This is a genomic window from Pseudomonas fluorescens (genome assembly GCF_000802965.1).
GTDB classification, from domain to species: domain Bacteria; phylum Pseudomonadota; class Gammaproteobacteria; order Pseudomonadales; family Pseudomonadaceae; genus Aquipseudomonas; species Aquipseudomonas fluorescens_A.
On sequence record NZ_JSAK01000033.1, the window covers coordinates 22,089 to 42,791 of the forward strand.

At 60.4% G+C, this 20,703-nt stretch carries 18 protein-coding genes; 3 read left to right on the forward strand and 15 right to left on the reverse strand.

All coding sequences use genetic code 11. The annotated features are described in order from the left end of the window. Positions 1–120: 120 nt before the first annotated feature. A complete protein-coding gene (gene ppc / locus NL64_RS24885; protein ID WP_034150732.1) occupies positions 121–2,751 on the reverse strand; it encodes a phosphoenolpyruvate carboxylase in 2,631 nt (876 codons plus the stop codon). 202 nt (positions 2,752–2,953) lie between these two features. Between ppc and NL64_RS24890 the strand changes: the two genes are divergently transcribed. From NL64_RS24890 to NL64_RS24900, 3 genes are all read left to right on the forward strand, one after another. Further along, positions 2,954–3,298, forward strand: a complete 345-nt coding sequence (locus NL64_RS24890) for a hypothetical protein (protein ID WP_034150733.1) — start codon at positions 2,954–2,956, stop codon at positions 3,296–3,298. Between the two features lie 374 nt (positions 3,299–3,672). Further along, positions 3,673–4,086: a DUF4398 domain-containing protein gene (locus tag NL64_RS24895; protein WP_034150734.1), complete on the forward strand. Its 414-nt coding sequence runs from the start codon at positions 3,673–3,675 to the stop codon at positions 4,084–4,086. Between the two features lie 47 nt (positions 4,087–4,133). Continuing rightward, entirely contained in the window at positions 4,134–4,931 is a 798-nt protein-coding gene (locus NL64_RS24900) for an OmpA family protein (RefSeq protein ID WP_034150735.1), read from the forward strand. Positions 4,932–5,075: 144 nt separating this feature from the next. Here NL64_RS24900 and NL64_RS24905 read toward each other — a convergent pair whose 3' ends face one another. From NL64_RS24905 to NL64_RS24975, 14 genes are all read right to left on the reverse strand, one after another. Then, positions 5,076–5,405 (reverse strand): hypothetical protein, encoded by a 330-nt coding sequence (locus tag NL64_RS24905; protein WP_034150736.1) that lies wholly within the window; start codon positions 5,403–5,405, stop codon positions 5,076–5,078. Continuing rightward, a complete protein-coding gene (locus tag NL64_RS24910) occupies positions 5,402–6,316 on the reverse strand; it encodes an alpha/beta hydrolase (RefSeq protein WP_034150737.1) in 915 nt (304 codons plus the stop codon). Before NL64_RS24910 ends, NL64_RS24905 begins: the two co-directional genes overlap by 4 nt. 195 nt (positions 6,317–6,511) lie before the next feature. Continuing rightward, positions 6,512–7,789, reverse strand: coding sequence for a flavohemoglobin expression-modulating QEGLA motif protein (locus tag NL64_RS24915; RefSeq protein WP_034150738.1), 1,278 nt, complete (start codon positions 7,787–7,789; stop codon positions 6,512–6,514). A gap of 34 nt (positions 7,790–7,823) precedes the next feature. Then, entirely contained in the window at positions 7,824–8,378 is a 555-nt protein-coding gene (locus NL64_RS24920) for a hypothetical protein (protein ID WP_034150739.1), read from the reverse strand. 127 nt (positions 8,379–8,505) lie between these two features. Continuing rightward, on the reverse strand, positions 8,506–9,222 hold the full coding sequence (locus NL64_RS24925; RefSeq protein ID WP_034150740.1) for a TetR/AcrR family transcriptional regulator: 717 nt from the start codon (positions 9,220–9,222) through the stop codon (positions 8,506–8,508). A gap of 102 nt (positions 9,223–9,324) precedes the next feature. Further along, on the reverse strand, positions 9,325–10,827 hold the full coding sequence (gene lysS / locus NL64_RS24930; protein ID WP_034150741.1) for a lysine--tRNA ligase: 1,503 nt from the start codon (positions 10,825–10,827) through the stop codon (positions 9,325–9,327). A 108-nt stretch (positions 10,828–10,935) separates the two neighbouring features. Further along, a protein-coding gene (gene prfB, locus NL64_RS24935) for a peptide chain release factor 2 (protein WP_155292786.1) occupies positions 10,936–12,031 on the reverse strand; the annotation gives its coding sequence in 2 pieces (ribosomal slippage) (positions 10,936–11,958 and positions 11,960–12,031; 1,095 coding nt in all). Between the two features lie 214 nt (positions 12,032–12,245). Next, positions 12,246–13,247, reverse strand: a complete 1,002-nt coding sequence (locus NL64_RS24945; RefSeq protein WP_034150743.1) for a response regulator — start codon at positions 13,245–13,247, stop codon at positions 12,246–12,248. A 45-nt stretch (positions 13,248–13,292) separates the two neighbouring features. Then, positions 13,293–14,303: a chemotaxis response regulator protein-glutamate methylesterase gene (locus NL64_RS24950; RefSeq protein ID WP_034150744.1), complete on the reverse strand. Its 1,011-nt coding sequence runs from the start codon at positions 14,301–14,303 to the stop codon at positions 13,293–13,295. Continuing rightward, positions 14,300–16,588, reverse strand: a complete 2,289-nt coding sequence (locus NL64_RS24955; RefSeq protein WP_034150745.1) for a hybrid sensor histidine kinase/response regulator — start codon at positions 16,586–16,588, stop codon at positions 14,300–14,302. Before NL64_RS24955 ends, NL64_RS24950 begins: the two co-directional genes overlap by 4 nt. Beyond that, on the reverse strand, positions 16,585–17,268 hold the full coding sequence (locus NL64_RS24960) for a chemotaxis protein CheW (RefSeq protein WP_034150746.1): 684 nt from the start codon (positions 17,266–17,268) through the stop codon (positions 16,585–16,587). The genes NL64_RS24955 and NL64_RS24960 overlap by 4 nt, the downstream gene beginning before the upstream one ends. Next, complete coding sequence (locus NL64_RS24965; RefSeq protein ID WP_034150747.1) at positions 17,265–18,536, reverse strand: CheR family methyltransferase; 1,272 nt, start codon at positions 18,534–18,536, stop codon at positions 17,265–17,267. The genes NL64_RS24960 and NL64_RS24965 overlap by 4 nt, the downstream gene beginning before the upstream one ends. Next, positions 18,533–19,069, reverse strand: a complete 537-nt coding sequence (locus tag NL64_RS24970) for a chemotaxis protein CheW (protein WP_034150748.1) — start codon at positions 19,067–19,069, stop codon at positions 18,533–18,535. Before NL64_RS24970 ends, NL64_RS24965 begins: the two co-directional genes overlap by 4 nt. Next, positions 19,069–20,691 carry a methyl-accepting chemotaxis protein gene (locus NL64_RS24975; RefSeq protein ID WP_034150749.1) on the reverse strand — a complete coding sequence of 541 codons (1,623 nt, stop codon included), beginning with the start codon at positions 20,689–20,691 and terminating at the stop codon, positions 19,069–19,071. Before NL64_RS24975 ends, NL64_RS24970 begins: the two co-directional genes overlap by 1 nt. Positions 20,692–20,703: the final 12 nt, after the last annotated feature.

The window sequence follows — 20,703 nt, forward strand, 5'->3', positions numbered from 1 at the left end:
ATTCGGCGCGGTTCCCCTAGTCGCAACCCCATCATTAACTGTCGCCTGGCCGCACTTTTGGATGCGCCATTCATCGGCCTTCGGCGCTTGCGTCGAAGGCCTGACCCCACGGCGAAAACCTTAGCCGGTATTTCGCAAACCGGCGGCAATCCCCGCCACAGACACCAGCAGCGCCTGTTCTACCGGGCTACCTTGCGCCACATCCTGTTGCCGGGAACGGGCGAGCAACTCTGCTTGTAATAGATGCAGCGGATCGAGGTAGGTGTTGCGCAAACGAATGAATTCCAGGGTGGCTGGGCTATGTGCCAGTAGCTGCGACTGACCGGTCAGCCCGAGGACGATGGCGCACGCCTGCGACAATAGGTCGCGTAAGTGCGCGCCCAATGGCAGCAAGTCCGGCTCGACCAGACGTTCGTCATAGGAGCGGGCAATGTCCGCGTCAGCCTTGGCCAGGACCATTTCCAGCATATCGATGCGGGTGCGGAAGAATGGCCACTGTTCGCGCATTTGCCCCAGCAGTTCGCCTTCGCCGCGCTCCAGCGCCTTGCTCAGCGCCGCTTCCCAGCCGAGCCAGGCCGGCAGCATCAGCCGCGTCTGGGTCCAGCCGAAGATCCACGGAATCGCCCGAAGGCTTTCGATTCCGCCGGCGCGTCGCTTGGCCGGACGACTGCCCAACGGCAAACGGCCAAGCTCCTGTTCCGGTGTGGACTGGCGGAAGTACTCGACGAACTGCGGATTTTCCCGCACCACGGCGCGGTAAGCGCTGACACCGTCTGCTGCCAATTCGTCCATCAAGTGGCGCCATTCAGGCGTCGGGGGTGGCGGTGGCAGCAAGGTTGCTTCAAGCACAGCCGCCAGGTACAGATTGAGGTTTTGCTCGGCGATGTCCGGCAGGCCGAATTTGAAACGAATCATTTCCCCCTGCTCGGTGGTGCGGAATCGCCCCGCCACCGAACCCGGTGGCTGCGACAGGATCGCCGCGTGGGCCGGGCCGCCGCCACGGCCCACAGTGCCGCCGCGACCGTGGAACAACAGCAGTTCCACTTGTTGCTCGCGGCAGATATCCACCAAGCGCTCCTGCGCCCGATACTGCGCCCAGGCCGCCGCCGTGGTGCCGGCGTCCTTGGCCGAGTCGGAGTAGCCGATCATCACTTCCTGCGGGCCTTGCAGGCGCGAGCGATAGCCCGGCAGCAGCAACAGTTTCTCGATCACCGGCCCGGCGTTGTCGAGGTCGGCGAGGGTTTCAAACAACGGCACCACGCGCATCGGCCGCACTACGCCAGACTCTTTGAGCAGCAGTTGCACGGCCAGCACATCGGAAGCAGCGCCGGCCATGGAAATCACGTACGAGCCGAGGGATGCTCCCGGCGCAGCAGCGATTTCGCGGCACGTAGCCAAGACTTCGGCAGTGTCGGCAGAAGGTTTGTAGTGAGCCGGGAGCAACGGTCGACGATTGTTCAGTTCGCGGGTCAGGAAGGTGATGCGCTCTTCTTCGCGCCAGTCTTCATAGCGACCGAGGCCCAGGTAATCGGTGATTTCGGTCATGGCCGCGCTGTGCCGCGACGAGTCCTGTCGCACATCCAGACGCACCAGGAACAGGCCGAAAGTTACCGCCCGGCGCAGACAATCGAGCAACGGACCGTCAGCGATCACGCCCATGCCGCATTCGTGCAGCGAGTGGTAGCACAGCTCCAGCGGATCGAGCAGCTCGCGGTTGTTTTGCAGCACATCGGCGGTTGCCGGCGTCGGCGTCGTCAACGCGGTGTGCGCCCAGTTGCGCGTCGCGCGCAAGCGTTCACGCAGTTGCTTGAGCACGGCGCGATACGGTTCTGCGCTGTCGCCAGCCTTGGCCTTGAGTTCGTCACTGGCTTGCTGCATCGACAAATCGGCGGCGAGTTGATCGACGTCGCGCAGGTACAAATCGGCCGCCATCCAGCGCGCCAACAACAGCACTTCACGGGTGACCGCGGCCGTCACGTTCGGGTTGCCGTCGCGATCTCCGCCCATCCACGAGGCAAAGCGAATTGGCGCCGCTTCCAGTGGCAAATGCAGGCCGGTAGCAGCGTGCAGCGCCTGATCGGCCTTGCGCAGGTAATTGGGAATGGCTTGCCACAGCGAGTGTTCGATCACCGCGAAACCCCATTTGGCTTCGTCGACCGGCGTCGGGCGCGTGCGGCGGATTTCTTCGGTGTGCCAGGCTTCGGCGATCAAACGCTGCAAGGTCGATTGGATCTGCTCGCGCTCGGCATTGGTCAGGTCACGGTGGTCCTGGGCCGCCAGTTGCGCGGCGATGGCGTCGTATTTCTGGATCAGCGTACGGCGCGCGACTTCGGTCGGGTGCGCGGTCAGCACCAGTTCGATTTCCAGTCGACCCAATTGCCGGGCCAGAGATTCGGCACCGTGACCTTCGGCGCGCAAGCGTGCGAGCAATTCCGGCAGCACCCGCGCTTCAAACGGCGCAGCCTGGGATTCTTCACGACGGTGAATCAACTGGTATTGCTCGGCGATATTGGCCAGGTTGAGGAACTGGTTGAACGCCCGCGCCACCGGCAGTAACTCGTCTTCGGTCAGCTGATTGAGGCTGGCGCTCAGTTCGGCGTCCATGGAACCGCGACGATCAGCCTTGGCGCCTTTGCGGATCTGCTCGATCTTGTCGAGGAAGCCGTCCCCGTACTGTTCACGAATGGTGTTGCCCAATAGCTCACCCAATAGGTGAACGTCCTCGCGCAAGCGTGCATCAATATCGGTCATCAGCAGTTCTCCAGCAAAAAATCCGGGCGGCCAAGAACTTCAAGAGTGCCGCTCCAGACCGCTTCTTACAAGCAAGACGACGAAGGGACTTTAAACCTTGTGCGTTGAAGCTAGTCTGAACAGTAAGCCGTACAACGGCTTTCGCCGGCCACTGCCGGCCACTTACCCGGCCTGCCACGAGCAGGAGCGCAATGAGGTCATTATGAAAATTCGTGAACTTGCCCAGCATTGGGAAGAAAACGCCAAAGGTCGCCTGACCGAAACGGGCTACACGATTCATCTGGACGTGGAAGCCGCCGCACGCCTGGCGGCCATCACCGAGATGTACCCAAAGCGGCAACCTGAAGAACTGCTCGGCGAACTGATCGGCGCCGCCCTGGAAGAACTCGAAAAGAGCTTCCCCTACGTGAAGGGCTCGACCGTGGTCGCCACCGACGAAGAAGGCGATCCACTGTACGAAGACGTCGGTCCGACCCCGCGTTTTCTCGCGTTGTCGCGACGCCATCTGCACGATTTGTCGGCGGGTAACGACAAGCAGAAGCACTGAGTATTCGCAAAACCTGTGGGAGCGGGCTTGCCCGCGAAGGCGGTTTGCCATTCAACATAAGTATTGGCAGGTACGACGCTTTCGCGGGCAAGCCCGCTCCCACAGTGGCCTGTATTCCACTTCAAAAAGTTCGTTTTTCCGGGCTTGTCAAGGTCGGAAATACCGCTACGCATCGCCAAAGTTCCCGACATAGAGCCCTGTCTACTCCGTCACAGTTTTTTTCGATAGCACGCTAATTTCTCTGAACTTTCAAAAAACGCCTCGGGTCAACCCCGTAACCACGCCTGGGACGGCCGTATCAAAACGCCCCCCGAAACGGTAGCTCTCGGCTCCTTGCCCAGGATGGATATTCACGTTGTTCAGGAGTTAGCCCCATGGAGTTGAACACTATGAAAACCCGAACTGGCAAATCTTCGTCTACCCCGTTGCACGGCCTGAAAGTGGCAGCGCTCGCCATCGGCGCGAGCCTCGTGTTGGCCGGTTGCGCCGGCAATCCACCCACCGAGCAGTTCGCTGTCTCCGAATCGGCCGTCAAAGACGCGGTCAGCGCGGGCGGCACCGAATTCGCCGCAGTGGAAATGAAGGCGGCGCAGGACAAGCTCAAACAAGCCGAAATTGCCATGCACGACAAGAAGTATGACCAGGCCAAAACCCTGGCCGAGCAAGCCGAATGGGACGCCCGCGTAGCCGAGCGCAAAGCCCAGGCGATGAAAGCCGAACAGACCGTCAAGGACTCTCAGAAGGGGGTTCAGGAACTGCGTCAGGAAAGCCAGCGTACCGTTCAGTAAACGGACGCGGCACGACGTATTTCTTACTCGACTAAAAGGACGAAACCATGAATTCCAAACATTTGATGATCCCTGCCCTGCTCGCCGCAAGTGTGGCCCTGGCTGCCTGCTCCACGCCGCCCAACGCCAACCTTGAACAGGCCCGCACCAACTATTCCGGTCTGCAAGCCAACCCGCAAGCGAGCAAGGTTGCGGCTCTGGAAACCAAGGAAGCGAGCGATTACCTCGACAAGGCCGACAAAGCCTACCTGGACAAGGAAGACCCGGCCAAAGTCGATCAGTTGGCTTACCTGACCAATCAGCGTGTCGAAGTGGCGAAACAGACCATCGCCCTGCGCACCGCTGAAGCCAATTTGGAAAACGCTTCCGCGCAACGCGCCCAGGCTCGCCTGGATGCCCGTGACCAGCAGATCAAACAGCTGCAAGACAGCCTCAACGCCAAGCAAACCGATCGCGGCACGCTGGTGACTTTCGGTGACGTGCTGTTCGCTACCGACAAGGCCGAACTGAAATCCAACGGGTTGATGAACATCAACAAACTGGCACAGTACCTCCAGGAAAACCCGGACCGCAAAGTAATCGTCGAGGGCTACACCGACAGCACCGGTACGGCGTCGCACAACCAGTCGCTGTCGGAACGTCGCGCGAACTCCGTGCGCACCGCGCTGGTGAAAATGGGTGTCGATCCGGCGCGCATCGTTGCTCAGGGTTATGGCAAGGAATACCCGGTGGCGGATAACACCAGCACCTCGGGCCGGGCGCAAAACCGTCGGGTGGAGGTGACGATTTCCAACGATAACCAACCGGTGATTCCGCGTTCGGCGGTGAGTGCCAACACGCAATAACGCTTCGCGGTGACAAATAAAAAGCCCCACCTGGTTTGATCAGGTGGGGCTTTGTTTTTTCAAGATCAAAAGATCGCAGCCTTCGGCAGCTCTTACATTGATCCCCTGTAGGAGCTGCAGCAGGCTGCGATCTTTTCGGACGCGCTACGGCTCCAGTTTCTGCGGCGTTTCCTGTCCCATGCAACGCACCGCTTTTTTGCGGTCGTTGATCAGCACGCCGGTCAGGCCTTTCTGTTCGGTGTCGAACAGCACCAGCACGCCATCGATGCACTGGGCCACTTGCGCCGCCGGTTCCAGCGATACTTTGTAGTCTTCGCCCGGCACGGTCTTGAGCATGGTGAATTCGTTGAGCAGCAACGCATCCTCGGGCTTGGCGAAGTGCAGGTAGCCGTACCACCACAGGGCAGCGACAGTGCCGAGAATGCTGCAGATACCGGTGATGATCAGCGGGATGGCGTTACGTTCTTCACTCATTGCGGGCTCTCTGGTGGTTCATCTTCAGAATTCGGCGGCGCCGGGTAATTGGGGATTTCGCCCAAGCGGCGCAGACCGTTGAAATGCTGCGGGTCTTCAAGAAAGCGCAGCATGACTTTGCGCCAGACCGGGTCGGCGAACGTCTGCACGTGACCGCCACGGGTCAGTTGCAGCACTCGCGGCGGCGGCGCAGCTTGATACAGAAGGATGCCGTTGGAAAGAGGCACGATCGGATCGTCGATGCTGTGGTAGATCAGTTTCGGCACGCCATTGAGCTGTGCCATGGAGTTGATCGCGCTGTCGCCGTCTGGCACCAGCCACGACAGCGGCACCTGGAACGTCCAGAACACCCATGAATTGCTCAGCGCATAGCGGCCGACACTGCGATAGCTGGCGGGCACGCCGTCCATCACAAATGCTTTGAGCTGTTTCTGTCGCTCGGGGTGTTGCACCAGGTAATGAACCGCCATTGAACCGCCAAGGCTTTGCCCCAGCAGGATCAGCGGTTTGCCCTTGACCTCGGGCGCCTGGTCGAGCCATTTGAACGCAGCGTCGATGTCCTGATAGATCGCCGGCAAACTCGGCTCGCCTTCGGACAAGCCGTAACCGCGATAGTCCACCAGCAACACTTGATAGCCCTGTTCCGGCAACCAATAGCTGCCACCCAAGTGCATCGGCAGATTGCCACCGTTGCCGTGCAGGTGCAGCACCGTGCCTTTGACCTCGACACCCTTTTTCGCCGGCAGCCACCAGGCGTGCAGCTTGAGGCCGTCGGCGGTGATCAGCGTGACGTCGCGGTATTCGAGCTTGGCTTTTTCCGGGGTGAACAACTGGCCGGGTTCGGGGTAGAACAGCAGCGAGCTGCAACCATTCAGGGCCAGGATTAGGCAGAAGATGCCGAGGATTCTCATCCGTTGAAACCTCGCGGTGATATTAGAAATTCGTGAACCGAGCAAATCGTTGTGGCGAGGGAGCTTGCTCCCGCTGGGCTGCGGAGCAGCCCCAAACCTGCAACCGCGTTCGACCTGACATACCGCGTTTACCGGTTTTACGACTGCTTCGCAGCCGAGCGGGAGCAAGCTCCCTCGCCACAGGGTCCGTGATACTCACAGAATGTTTGAGTAATCCGCCTCGATCCGGTCCAGGCTCAGGTGGTTGAGGAAGTTGGAGAAGCACATCCACGCCGACAACGCGTTCATGTCGCGGAATTGCTCTGGCAGGTACTTCGGTGGCACCACCAATCCTTCGTCGACCAACTGGCGCAAGGTGCGCATGTCTTCCAGTGTGGTTTTGCCGCAAAACAGCAGCGGAATCTGCTCCAGTTTGCCTTTACGCACCGCCAACTGAATGTAGTTGTAAATCATGATGAAGCCCTTGAGGTAGGACAAGTCTTTGGTAAAAGGCAGACCTGTCGGCACCGAGCCGCGGAAAACGCGACTGGTGTTGCTATAACTCTCGGCCATCTCGAAGCCTTGTTCGCGGAAGAACTCAAACACCTGCAAAAAGTCGGCGCCCTCCTCCACCATGTGAATGGCGCGGGTGCGGTTGGTCAGTTTGCGCAGGCGACTCGGGTAGGAAGCGAAGGTGATGATTTCCATCAGGATCGCCAGGCCTTCCTGGGTCACCGTCGATGAGGGCGGGCCCTTGGACAGGAAGGTGCAGATTGGCTGGTTCAGGCCGTTAAGCGTGGTACCAACGTGCACCAGCCCTTCGTGGACTTCCAGGGCACGCACGTCGCGCTCGTTGAACATCGCGTCGGTGCGGATCTTGATGTAGTCGGCGCCGGCCGCCGCATCGGCAACGATCCCGTCGGACTCGAACACGCGAATGGTTTCCTCCGCCTCGCCAAACACTTTGCTCAGACGATGCTGCAACATGCTGACGGCGTCTTTGGCGGTGAGGGTTTTCGGTTCGTCCTTCAGGTCGCCACGGCCGTCGATGTTGTTCAGGTAATCGGACAGCATCAGGCCCAGGTCGGACAGGGTCGGGTCGCCAGCGTGGAAGGCATCCGACGCGGCGCCATACAACTCTTGGGAAATCAGTCCGAAATCCTCGGTGCCGCGCGCTTCGAGCATGCGCACCACCATCCGGTATTCCTTGCACATGCGGCGCATGATCTGCCCGACCGGATTGAACTGACCGAGCTGGCGGGTGATGTCGCGTTCGATGTTCTGGAACTCCAGCTTCACTTTGCTGGAGTCGAACGACAGCGGCCGATTGAGGTAATAGTCGCGGTCGACCGCCGGCATTTCCTTGCCCTTGGCCTTGAGGAAACCCTTGCGAATGTTGTCATCCCATTTGACCGCATCGAGGACGCGGATCGGCGTCTGCGCCAGCACAATGCGATCGGACAAAATGCGTATCGACTGCTGGTAATCGTCCACCCGAAACTCCTGTAGAAAGCGTTATGTGCTGGGTTTATTTGGCCTTGGGCTGGCGCTGGTATCGCACCACTTCGACGAACACATCGGTATTGGCCGGGTCGTCGAGGTAGGCGGACACCTGTTCCATGTGGCTGTTGATCAACACGCCATCACCGTCGTCAGTCTGAAAGCTGTCGCCACTGAGGACTTTTTGCCCGAGGGCCTGTTTGATTTGTTCGAGGTCGAGGTTGTACACCACCAGTTCATGCTTGTCGGTGAGTTCGAATCCGGCAATGGTGAAGTGCCCGCCGAACTGCGCCGGGACTTTCGCCGACAAATACCAGCGACTGCCGTGGCGTGACACCGTGAACGGGTAGGCTTCGCGCTCTTTGGGCTTGGCCCTGAAGTAGCTGACCGCCTGATAGCGATTGTCGCCCAGGCGCGTCAGTTCCAGGCTCAGCGGTTCACCCCAGGCATTGGTGCTGGTCCACTTGCCGAGCAACCCTTTGGGCGCGGGGTCGCTTTCGGGCAGCGGCTCCTTGAAGGTCACCAGGCAGCCACTGAGCAGCAGGAACGACAAGGCGATCACCACGACACGCCAGGCTTTCATTCAACACTCCCTTGAAGATCGCACCGCCTTTGTAGGAGCTGCCGAAGGCTGCGATCTTTTGATCCTGATCTTTCCAAAAACAAGATCAAAAGATCGCAGCCTGCGGCAGCTCCTACAGAGAATCGGATTAAACCGAAGCCAGCACCAGATGCATATAACGCGTGAGTATGCCGAGCATTTCCTCTTCGGCGTCAGGTTCGGCGTCGTTGAGCAGGCCCTGATATTCCATCCGTCCGATTATCGCCGTCAACACTTTGGCATCCTGATGCGGCTCGCGGGAACCCAACACCTGGAAAAGCTGGCAGGAACCCTGCAGCAGAATCTGCTGATGCGAGCGCACCAACCCGGCGAGGCGCGGGTTCAACAGCGCCTCCTGACGGAACGCTTGCTCGGCCATCAAGTGTTCACGTCGGGTCACCAGTTGCCGGTGAACATAGTCGGTCATCAGCCGGGCAATTTCGTCCGCCAGCCGCGAGCGAGCCGCCGGACTGCCGTCGCCACGGTCGATCATTTCCCGCAGCAAGCCTTCGTTGTCCACCCACAACTTGGCCATGTAGGCCGCGCTGCGTTCCACGTACTGGGCGAAGGTATCGGTGAGCAGGTCATCGATGTCCTTGAAGTAGTAGGTCGTGGCCGACAGCGGCACACCGGCCTCGGCGGCGACAGCGCGGTGGCGCACGGCGCGCACGCCATCGCGCACGACAATGCGCATCGCTGCGTCGAGAATCTCCTGACGACGCTGCTCGCTGCCCTGTCGGCTGGCCTTGCGGCCTTGGTACTGAACGCTTTCAGCGACCGCAGTGGCGATGCCCGCTGCACCTTCTTGAGCAATTGCAGAGTTCACGACCGGTATTCCTCTCATACTTCAAAGTAACCATTTGATACGTTTGTACCAGACAGGCAATAAAAAGCCGCCCATGTCAGGCGGCTTTTTTATTTAAAACACTTACGCTTGCGGCCGCATGTGCGGGAACAGGATCACGTCGCGGATCGACGGTGAGTTGGTCAGCAACATCACCAGACGGTCGATGCCGATACCTTCACCCGCCGTTGGCGGCATGCCGTACTCCAGCGCACGCACGAAGTCGGCGTCGTAGTGCATGGCTTCGTCGTCGCCAGCGTCCTTGTCGGCCACCTGCGCCATGAAACGCTCGGCCTGGTCTTCCGCGTCGTTCAACTCGGAGTAGGCGTTGGCGATTTCACGACCACCGATGAACAGCTCGAAACGGTCGGTGACGTTCGGGTTGTCGTCGTTACGACGGGCCAGCGGCGACACTTCGAACGGGTACTGGGTGATGAAGTGCGGCTGTTCCAGCTTGTGCTCGACCAGCTCTTCGAAAATCATCACTTGCAGCTTGCCCAGACCTTCGAAGCCCAGCACCTTGGCGCCGGCTTTCTTGGCGATGGCACGAGCCTTGTCGATGTCGTTCAGGTCATCGGCAGTCAACTCAGGGTTGTACTTGAGGATCGAGTCGAACACCGACAGACGCACAAACGGCTCGCCGAAGTGGAACACCTTGTCGCCGTAGGGCACGTCGGTGCTGCCCAGAACCAGCTGCGCCAGTTCGCGGAACAGTTCTTCGGTCAGGTCCATGTTGTCTTCGTAGTCGGCGTAGGCCTGGTAGAACTCCAGCATGGTGAATTCAGGGTTGTGACGAGTCGAAACGCCTTCGTTACGGAAGTTGCGGTTGATCTCGAACACTTTCTCGAAGCCGCCGACAACAAGGCGCTTGAGGTACAGCTCAGGCGCGATACGCAGGAACATTTCCATGTCCAGCGCGTTGTGGTGGGTTTCGAACGGCTTGGCTGCCGCGCCGCCCGGAATGGTTTGCAGCATCGGCGTTTCCACTTCCAGGAAGTCACGCTTCATCAGGAAGCTGCGGATGTGGGCGATGACTTGCGAACGCACGCGGAAGGTCTGGCGCACGTCTTCGTTGACGATCAGGTCGACGTAGCGCTGGCGATAGCGCTGTTCGGTGTCAGTCAGGCCGTGGTGCTTGTCCGGCAGCGGGCGCAGGGATTTGGTCAGCAGGCGCACGTTGGTCATTTCAACGTACAGGTCGCCCTTGCCGGAACGGGCCAGGGTGCCTTCGGCGGCAATGATGTCGCCCATGTCCCAGGTTTTCACCGCGGCCAGGGTTTCTTCGGACAGGGTCTTGCGGTTGACGTAGACCTGGATGCGACCGGTCATGTCCTGGATCACCATGAACGAGCCACGGTTGAGCATGATGCGACCGGCAACCTTGACCGGGATTGCAGCCTCTGCCAGCTCTTCCTTGGTCTTGTCCGCGTACTGTTTCTGCAGTTGATCGCAGTAGTTTTCGCGGCGGAAGTCGTTCGGGAAGGCATTGCCCTTGGCGCGCTCGGCAGCAAGCTTTTCCTTGCGCAGGGCGATCAGGGAGTTTTCTTCCTGTTGCAGGGCTTGCGGGTCGAGTTCTAGGTCGCTCATGTCTTTAAATATTCCATCACAGGTTCGTTGCCCCCGGGCCTGCGGCCTGGGGATCGCCAGCAAGCCGGCTCCTACAACGGGATCGTGGGCGATCCCGTATTGCGTTGCTTACAGCCCGGATTTCAGGCTGGCTTCCAGGTATTCGTCGATGTCGCCATCGAGCACCTTGTCGCAGTCGCTGCGTTCGATGTTAGTGCGCAGATCCTTGATTCGCGAGGCATCCAGCACATATGAACGAATCTGGTGACCCCAGCCGATATCGGACTTGGTGTCTTCCAGGGCCTGGGAGGCCGCGTTGCGCTTCTGCATTTCCTGCTCGTACAACTTGGCCCGCAGCATTTTCATGGCGGTGTCTTTGTTGGCGTGCTGGGAACGTTCGTTCTGGCAGCTGACTACGGTGTTGGTCGGTACGTGGGTGATACGTACGGCCGAGTCGGTGGTGTTTACGTGCTGACCACCGGCACCGGAGGAACGATAGGTGTCGATCCGCAGGTCTGCCGGGTTGATTTCGATTTCCACCTTGTCATCGATCTCTGGCGAGACGAACACCGCGGAGAACGAGGTGTGGCGACGGTTGCCGGAGTCGAACGGGCTCTTGCGCACCAGACGGTGCACGCCGATCTCGGTCCGCAGCCAGCCAAAGGCGTATTCGCCCTTGATGTGCACGGTGGCGCCCTTGATCCCGGCGACTTCACCGGCGGACAGCTCCATGATGGTCGCGTCGAAACCGCGTTTGTCAGCCCAGCGCAGGTACATGCGCAACAGGATGTTGGCCCAGTCCTGGGCTTCGGTGCCGCCGGAACCGGCCTGGATGTCCAGGTACGCGTTGTTCGGGTCCATTTCGTGGCTGAACATGCGACGGAATTCAAGCTTGGCGAGGTTTTCCTCGAGACGGGCCAGTTCGGCGACGACATCGTCGACTGCGCCTTCGTCGTTTTCTTCGACGGCCATGTCCAGCAGGTCGCGGCAATCGGCCAGACCGGTGGTCAGTTCGTCCAGGGTTTCGACGATCTGCGCCAGCGCAGAGCGCTCGCGGCCCAGCTCCTGGGCGTACTCAGGTTTGTTCCAGACACTCGGATCTTCAAGCTCGCGATTGACCTCGGTCAGACGCTCATGCTTTTGATCGTAGTCAAAGATACCCCCGAATGGTTTCGGAGCGCTCGGACAGGTCCTTGATGGTGTTAAGGATCGGGTTGATTTCCATGGCGGGCAGCACTCGTTGGCGAACTTTTGAAAGCCGGCGAGTATAACGTAATAAGACTGTCACGGCAGCCCGCCTGGCGGCTTTAGCGGCGAATGGTTTGGGGGATCGAGGCAAACATTTGTAGGAGCTGCCGAAGGCTGCGATCTTTTGATGTTGTTTTTCAAGATCAAAAGATCGCAGCCTTCGGCAGCTCCTACAGGGGGTGTTCGCCAAATCAGGCGATGCCCACCTGATTACGCCCATTGTGCTTCGCCAGGTACAGCCCTTTGTCCGCCGCCGAGATCAATTCGCGGCAGTTGCTGCCGGGTGTCGGGGTGATGGTCGACAGGCCGATGCTGATGGTGAGGCTTGACCCTTCGGTCGGGGAAATGTGGGGGATCTTCAGCGCCGCCACGGTCATGCGCAGTTTTTCCGCCACCAGCCGCGCACCACCTAGTGAAGTATTAGGCAATACCAGGGCAAACTCTTCGCCGCCATAACGGGCCGGGAGGTCCGACGGTCGGGCGCTGGCTTCGCGGATCGCCGCGGCGACCTGACGCAGGGCTTCGTCGCCCTCCAGGTGACCGAAGGTGTCGTTGTAGGTCTTGAAGTAATCGACGTCGATCATCAACAACGACAACTGGCTCTGCTCACGCAGCGAGCGGCGCCACTCAAGCTCCAGGTATTCATCAAAATGCCGGCGGTTCGACAGCCCGGTCAGGCCGTCGGAGTTCATCAGGCGTTGCAGCACCAGGTTGGTATCGAGCAATTGCTGCTGGCTGACGCGCAAGGCGCGGTACGCCGCGTCTCGTTGCAGCAAGGTCATGTAGGAGCGCGAGTGATAGCGAATGCGCGCCACCAGCTCGATGTTGTCCGGCAGTTTGACCAGATAATCGTTGGCCCCGGCCGCGAACGCCGCGCTTTTGATCAGCGGGTCTTCCTTGGTCGACAGGACGATGATCGGAATGTCTTTGGTCGCCGGATGATTGCGGTATTCGCGCACCAGGCTCAGGCCGTCAAGGCCGGGCATGACCAGATCCTGCAGGATCACCGTCGGCTTGATACGAACCGCCTGGGCTATGGCCTGATGCGGGTCGGCGCAGAAATGGAAGTCGATGTTTTCTTCGTTCGACAGCCCGCGTCGCACTGCCTCGCCGATCATTGCCTGATCGTCCACCAGCAACACCATGGCGGCGTTTTCGTCAGTCTTGAAGTCGTCGAGCTGTAAATCATTCATGTGCGATCACCTGATTACTACTTGAGCCAGGATTGCCAAGGGTGGTCATTTGGGAAAAATCTCCAGCAATCGTGACGCTATCTTTTCCAGCGGGCGTACTTCCACGGCGGCGTCGATGGCCGCAGCCGCCTTCGGCATGCCATACACCGCACTGCTTTGTTGGTCCTGCGCGATGGTCAGGTAACCCTGTTGGCGCATGAGTTTAAGCCCTTGCGCACCATCTCGCCCCATGCCCGTAAGCAAAACGCCTACCGCATCACCGTTCCAGTAATTGGCCACGCTCTCGAAAAACACATCGATCGAGGGCCGATAGATCTCGTTGACCGGTTCGGCGGTGTAGGCCAGCGTGCCGTTTTTCAACAAACGAATATGGTGGTTGGTGCCGGCCAGCAACACGGTTCCGCTTTGCGGCGTTTCGCCTTCCTGGGCCAGGCGCACATTGAGCCCGCTGGCGCTGCCGAGCCATTCGGCCATGCCGGCGGCGAACACTTGGTCAACGTGCTGCACCAGAACGATGGCCGGAGAAAAATCGCGCGGCAGCCCTTTAAGCAGGACTTCCAGCGCTGCCGGTCCGCCAGCGGATGAACCAATGGCGATCAGACCCTGACGCGAGCCCGAACTACGTGCCGGACCGGGGGCCGACCGCTCCCGATGACCTTTATCGCCAATCAACCAGCCGATGTTCATGATCTTGCGCAGCAACGGCGCCGCCGCCTCCTGGGCGTTGCCGGCACCGAGGGTCGGGGTATCGACCACGTCCAGGGCGCCATGGCCCATGGCTTCGAACACCCGGTGCACGTTCTGTTGGCGATCCACGGTGACGATGACGATGGCGCACGGCGTTTGCGCCATGATCCGCCGGGTGGCCTCCACGCCGTCCATCACCGGCATGATCAGATCCATCAGAATCAGGTCCGGCGTCTGTTCGGCGCACTTTTGCACCGCTTCCTCGCCATTGCTGGCAACCCAGATCACCTGATGCGCCGGCTCGAAAGCCAGCGCCCGGCGCAGAGCCTCCACCGCCATGGGCATGTCGTTGACGATTGCGATCTTCATGCCCGCGCTCCTCCTATGAGCTCAACCACTGCATCGAGCAGGGCATCATCATGAAAACTGGCCTTGGCTAGATAATAGTCGGCTCCGGCATCCAGTCCACGACGGCGATCTTCTTCACGATCCTTGTACGACACCACCATCACCGGCAGCGATTGCAGACGGCTATCCCGACGCAACAACGACACCAGTTCGATGCCGTCCATGCGTGGCATGTCGATGTCGGTGATCAGCAGGTCGAAATCCTCAGAGCGCAGGGCATTCCAGCCATCCATGCCGTCGACCGCCACGGCCACGTCATAGCCGCGATTGAGCAACAACTTGCGTTGCAGTTCGCGCACGGTGAGGGAGTCATCGACCACCAGAACCCGCTTGCGCGCCGCTTCGACGGCCTGGTTACCGTGCCGGGCAATGCGCTCCAGACGCCCGGTATTGAGCAGTTTGTCCACCGAACGCAGCATGTCTTCGACGTCGACGATCAACACCACCGAACCGTCGTCGAGCAAGGCGCCGGCGGAAATGTCCTGGACCTTGCCCAGACGTTCATCCAGCGGTAACACCACCAGCGTCCGCTCACCGATAAAACGCTCCACCGCCACGCCGTAAACCGCATCGCGCTCGCGGATCACCACGACCTTCAGGGTTTGCTGGCTGCCCTGACTCGCCGGACGCTGCAACAACTGACTGGCCGCGACCAGCCCGACATGCCGGCCCTCGTGCCAGAAATGCTGGCGGCCCTCGACCTGAACGATGTCCGCCGGCTCCAGATCGCACATGCGCTCGATGTGGGCCAGCGGAAAGGCATAGGCTTCGTCGCCTACTTCCACCACCAGACTGCGCACCACCGACAGGGTCAGCGGCACTTCCAGATGGAAGCGACTGCCCTCGCCCGCCGTCTGCTCCAGCACCACTGCGCCACGTAACTGGCGGACCATGTGCTGCACCGCATCGAGGCCGACGCCACGACCGGAAACTTCAGTGACCGTGTCGCGCAAACTGAAACCGGGCAGGAACAGGAACGTCAACAGCTCCTCTTCACTCAATTGCGCAGCAGTTTCGGCCGGGGACAACTGGCGTTCGACGATACTGCGGCGGACTTTTTCCAGATCCACACCGTTACCGTCATCGCTCAGTTGCAGCACCAGCAAACCGGCCTGATGGGAGGCGCGCAGGCGAATCAGGCCTTCCGCCGGTTTGCCGGCCAACAGGCGTTGTTCCGGGGTTTCGATGCCGTGATCGACGGCGTTGCGCAGCAGATGCGTCAACGGCGCTTCGAGCTTTTCCAGCACGTCGCGATCGACCTGGGTCTTCTCGCCCTCGATCTCCAGGCGCACTTGCTTGCCGAGACTGCGGCCGAGATCGCGAACCATGCGCACCTGTCCGGTCAAGACATCGGCGAACGGCCGCATGCGACAAGCCAGCGCGGTGTCGTACAACACTTGTGCGCGCTGACTGGCCTGCCAGGCGAATTCATCCAGTTCGGCGTTTTTTTCCACCAGCAATTGCTGGGATTCCGCCAGCAGACGACGCGCATCTTCTAGGGCTTCCTGGGCTTCGAGGCTCAGGGTGTGATCCTTGAGATGGACGTTGAGATTTTCCAGCGCGCGCAGGCTGTTGTTCTGGATGCGCTTGAGCCGTTGCATGGTCGCCAGGTGCGGTTTGAGCCGCAGGGTTTCCACCAGGGATTTGCTCGACAAATCGAGCAGGCTGTTCAGGCGCTCGGCAGTGACCCGCAATACGCGCTCGCCATTTTCGGTGGTGCGCTTGGTCTGCTTCGGAGACGCCGATAGCGGTTCAGTGACAGGGGCTGGCTCTTCAATAACGGGCGCGGCTGGTGCTTCGAGTTGTAGCTCTGCCATCACCGGCGCGGCCGGTGTCATGTTGGGTATGGCAGCGGCCATCGGATCGAGCAAACGCCCCATCAATGTCACATAGGCTTCGATTTCCGCAGACCCCGGCGCGCTGTTCGGTGTGGCGATGCGCATCAGCAAATCGGTGCCTTGCAGCAGCGCATCGATGTGTTCCGGGCGCAGGTAGAGCCGCCCTTCCTGAGCGCTGACCAGGCAATCTTCCATGACATGGGCGACGCTGACACCGGCATCGACGCCGACGATTCGCGCCGCACCTTTGAGCGAATGCGCCGCGCGCATGCACGATTCAAGTTGATCGGCCTGGGTCGGATTACGTTCCAGCGCCAACAGACCGGCGCTCAGCACCTGGGTCTGAGCCTCGGCTTCCAGGCTGAACAGCTCCAGCAAAGAGGCGTCGCGCATCTGCTCGGGGGTCATGTGAGGCTCCGGGTCACGGCGGACAACAGCTGTTCTTCATCCAGCCAACGCAGGCTACGACCTTTGAACTGCAGCACGCCACGGGTGTATTTGGCATTGGCCTGCGGGCCGGAGCGAGACTCCGCATCGAGGATGCGCTCGTCGATGGCGTGGATGCCGTCCACTTCGTCCACCGGCACCACCACCGGCCCACCGTGGGCGGCGATGATCAGCATGCGCGGCAGGACCCGCGCGCCCGAGGCCACGCTGCTGATGCCATCCAGTCCCAGCAATTCAACCAAAGACAGGCACGCGACCAGCGCTCCACGCACATTCGCCACACCGAGCAACGCCCGGGAACGTTGATGCGGCAATGAGTGAATGGCTTGCAACGGCGCCACTTCCACCAGACTGCGAGTGGCCAGACCCAGCCACTCTTCGCCGAGGCGAAACATCAGCAGCGAGCGGGTTTTAACCTCGACCTCGACCGCAGTGGAGACTTGCGCGCGATCCTCCTGCTGTAACGCGTAACGATCCAGCAGACGCGTGGCGGCCGCCGAGTACACCGCGCAATTGCGGCAATGAATGTGTTCGGTCAGCAGCGGGCAGGATTTGTCGCCATGAATACCGATGCGGTTCCAGCAGTCGTCGATGGCCTGGGCATCTTCACGGGTGACGCTAAAGGTGTCGGAGGCGATCATCGTTTACGCTCACTGTCAGCGGCGCGCTGGCTGCGGGCGGCGCGGTCCTGCAATCGTCTGGCACCGACCGTGTCACCCTGGGATTGCAGCAAGGCGGCCAGGTGCATCAGCGCGTCCGAATGTTGCGGTTCGAGGTACAACGCCTTGCGATAAAACCCCTGGGCTTCGAGGAGGCTGCCGGCGACATCGCTGAGCAGTCCCAGCCAGTAAAACACCTGGGCGAGCGGTTCGTGGTGGCGCAAATAACTTTCGCAGGCGGCGCGGGCTTCGGCGCTTTTGCCCTCGTTGGCGAGCGCGGCGATGTTTGCTAGCAGCGCGGCGGCGTCGGATATGTTCGGCTTAGCCGAGTGCGATGTCTGCGCAACGCTGGCGAACGGGCGCCGTTGAGTCGGTACTGGTGCGATCTTGCGCACGGGTTGTGGCGTTGGCAATGGTGTGGGAACGAATGCCGGCAGAGGTTCGGGCTCTGGCGCGCTTTGGCGACTGAAGGCAAAGGATTGCGCGATGCCAATCGAGCGCATGCCCAAACGCCCCAGCAAACTGCCCTCGGCCGGACCGATAAACAGCACGCCATCGACATGGGTCAGGCGCTTGAGCACCTCGAACACCTGTTTTTGCGTCGGCAGGTCGAAATAAATCAGCAGGTTGCGGCAGAACACGAAGTCATAGGCGGGCTCGTTGGCCAGCAATGTCGGATCGAGCAGGTTACCGACCTGCAAACGCACTTGCTCCTGGACCCGGCCGCTGAGTCGATAAGCCTCATGTTCGGCAATGAAATGCCGGTCACGAAAGCTAAGGTCCTGGCCGCGAAAGGAGTTCTTGCCGTACAGCGCACGCCGGGCCTTTTCCACTGACAGCGGGCTGACATCCATGCCTTCGACCTTGAACTGATGCGGCTTGAACCCGGCATCCAGCAGCGCCATCGCAATCGAGTACGGCTCTTCACCGGTGGAGCACGGCAGACTGAGGATCCGCAGGGCGCGCATGTGGTTGATGTCGGCCAGGCGTTTACTCGCCAGTTTCGCCAAGGTGAAGAAGGATTCCGGGTAACGGAAAAACCAGGTTTCCGGGACGATCACCGCTTCGATCAGCGCTTGTTGCTCGTCGCTTGATCCTTGCAAGGTGCGCCAGTATTCGTCGGCCGTCTGCGCATTCGACGCGGCACTGCGCTGGCGCACCGCCCGCTCGATGATCGCCGGGCCCACCGAGGTCACGTCGAGGCCGATGCGCTCCTTGAGAAAATCGAAAAACCGCTGATCGCTGTTCATCGCTGCTCCTCAAGCAATGCCAGATCCAGCGGCGGAGTTGGAAACAACAGTGCGCGAACTCGCTCATCCAGCAGATCGGCGACCCGCACCCATTGCAGCAAGCCCTGGGCATCTTCACGAACAGGCCCGAGGTATGGCGCCTGACGATTGTCCAAGCCATAGGGCTTAAAATCCGTCGGATTGCAGCGCAAGGTGTCGGTGGCCTGCTCCAGAATCAACCCGAGCAATTTCACGTCTGCACTTTCCTCCGCACGGTAATGGACGAGTACCAACCGAGTGCTGGTACGCGCTTGCGCAGGCGTACCAAAGGTCAACGCGCACAGGTCGATCACTGGCACCACCGCACCGCGATAGGCGAAAACCCCGGCGACCCAATCGGGCGCGTGGGGAATCGGCTTCAGGGGCACACGCGGCAGCACTTCCGCGACTTCGATGGCCTGCAAGGCATAACGCTCGCTGCCGATGCGGAACACCAGAAACAACGCGTGCAACGCCTGCTTCACCGCAGTGCGTTTGGCCGTGAGTTCGCTCATCAGACTTTGAATCGCGAAACGCCACTGCGCAGCCCGACGGCCACCTGGCTTAGCTCGTCGATGGCGAAACTGGCCTGGCGCAGGGATTCCACGGTCTGGCTGCTGGCATCGCCCAATTGCACCAGCGCGTGGTTGATCTGTTCGGCGCCGGTGGCCTGGGCCTGCATGCCTTCATTGACCATCAATACCCGCGGCGCCAGCGCCTGAACCTGATGGATGATCTGCGACAACTGCTCGCCGACCTGCTGCACTTCGGACATGCCCCGGCGCACTTCTTCGGAAAACTTGTCCATGCCCATCACACCGGCCGACACCGCCGATTGAATCTCGCGCACCATCTGTTCGATGTCGTAGGTGGCGACGGCAGTCTGGTCCGCCAGGCGTCGTACTTCAGTGGCAACCACGGCAAAACCGCGACCGTACTCCCCGGCCTTCTCGGCTTCGATCGCGGCGTTGAGCGACAGCAGGTTGGTCTGGTCAGCGACCTTGACGATGGTCACCACCACTTGGTTGATGTTGCCGGCCTTCTCGTTGAGGATCGCCAGTTTGGCGTTGACCAGATCGGCCGCGCCCATCACCGAGTGCATGGTTTCTTCCATGCGCGCCAGGCCTTGCTGCCCGGAACCGGCAGCCACCGAAGCCTGATCGGCAGCGGTGGACACTTCAGTCATGGTGCGCACCAGATCACGGGATGTTGCCGCGATTTCGCGGGATGTCGCGCCGATTTCCGTAGTGGTGGCAGCCGTTTCGGTGGCGGTGGCTTGCTGTTGCTTGGAGGTCGCGGCGATCTCGGTGACCGATGTGGTGACCTGCACCGAGGAACGCTGGGCCTGGGACACCAGGGATGTCAGCTCAGCCATCATGTCGTTAAAGCCGGTTTCCACGGCGCCGAACTCGTCCTTGCGTTCCAGGTTCAGGCGACGGCTGAGGTCGCCTGTACGCATGACTTCGAGGATATGCACGATGCGATTCATCGGCGCCATGATCGCGCGCATCAGCAGCAGGCCGCAGAGGCCGGCGGCGAGTACGGCAAATATCAGGGAAATGCCCATGATGACTTTGGCGGTGACGACGGCGTCATCGATGGCGGCTACTGCCGCGTCGGCCACTGATTTGTTGTGAACCAGGATGTCGTTGATCTTCTTGCGGCCTTCGGTCCAGGTCGGCGTCAGTTGTTCGTTGAACATCTTGATCGCTTCGACTTCCTGGTTGCGTTTATGCAAGTCGATAACTGTCGCCAGAATCCGGTCGTATTCTTTGTGGATTTCGTCGAAGGCTGAGTATTCGACCTTATCCTCGTCCGTCGTGATGGTCTCGCGGTAATGACCGATCTGCTCTTGCAGGCGAGCGGCATAGGCCTTGAAGTTGTTCTCGTCCTCGGCGCTGAAACCCTGCCCTTCTTTCAGGCCGAGCATTTCCTGGATTCGTAGATAGCTGTCGGACCACGCGCCGCGAATCATCGAGCTGTAATAAACGCCTGGGAGCGCGTCGTCGCGCATGCTGGCTTCGCTGGTTTCGATCTTCAACAGCCGGGAATACGAGACGACCACCATCAACAGCATGATGGCGATGATTACCGCAAAGCTCGCCAAAATGCGTTGGCGCAACGTCCAGTTCTTCACAGTCAATCCTCG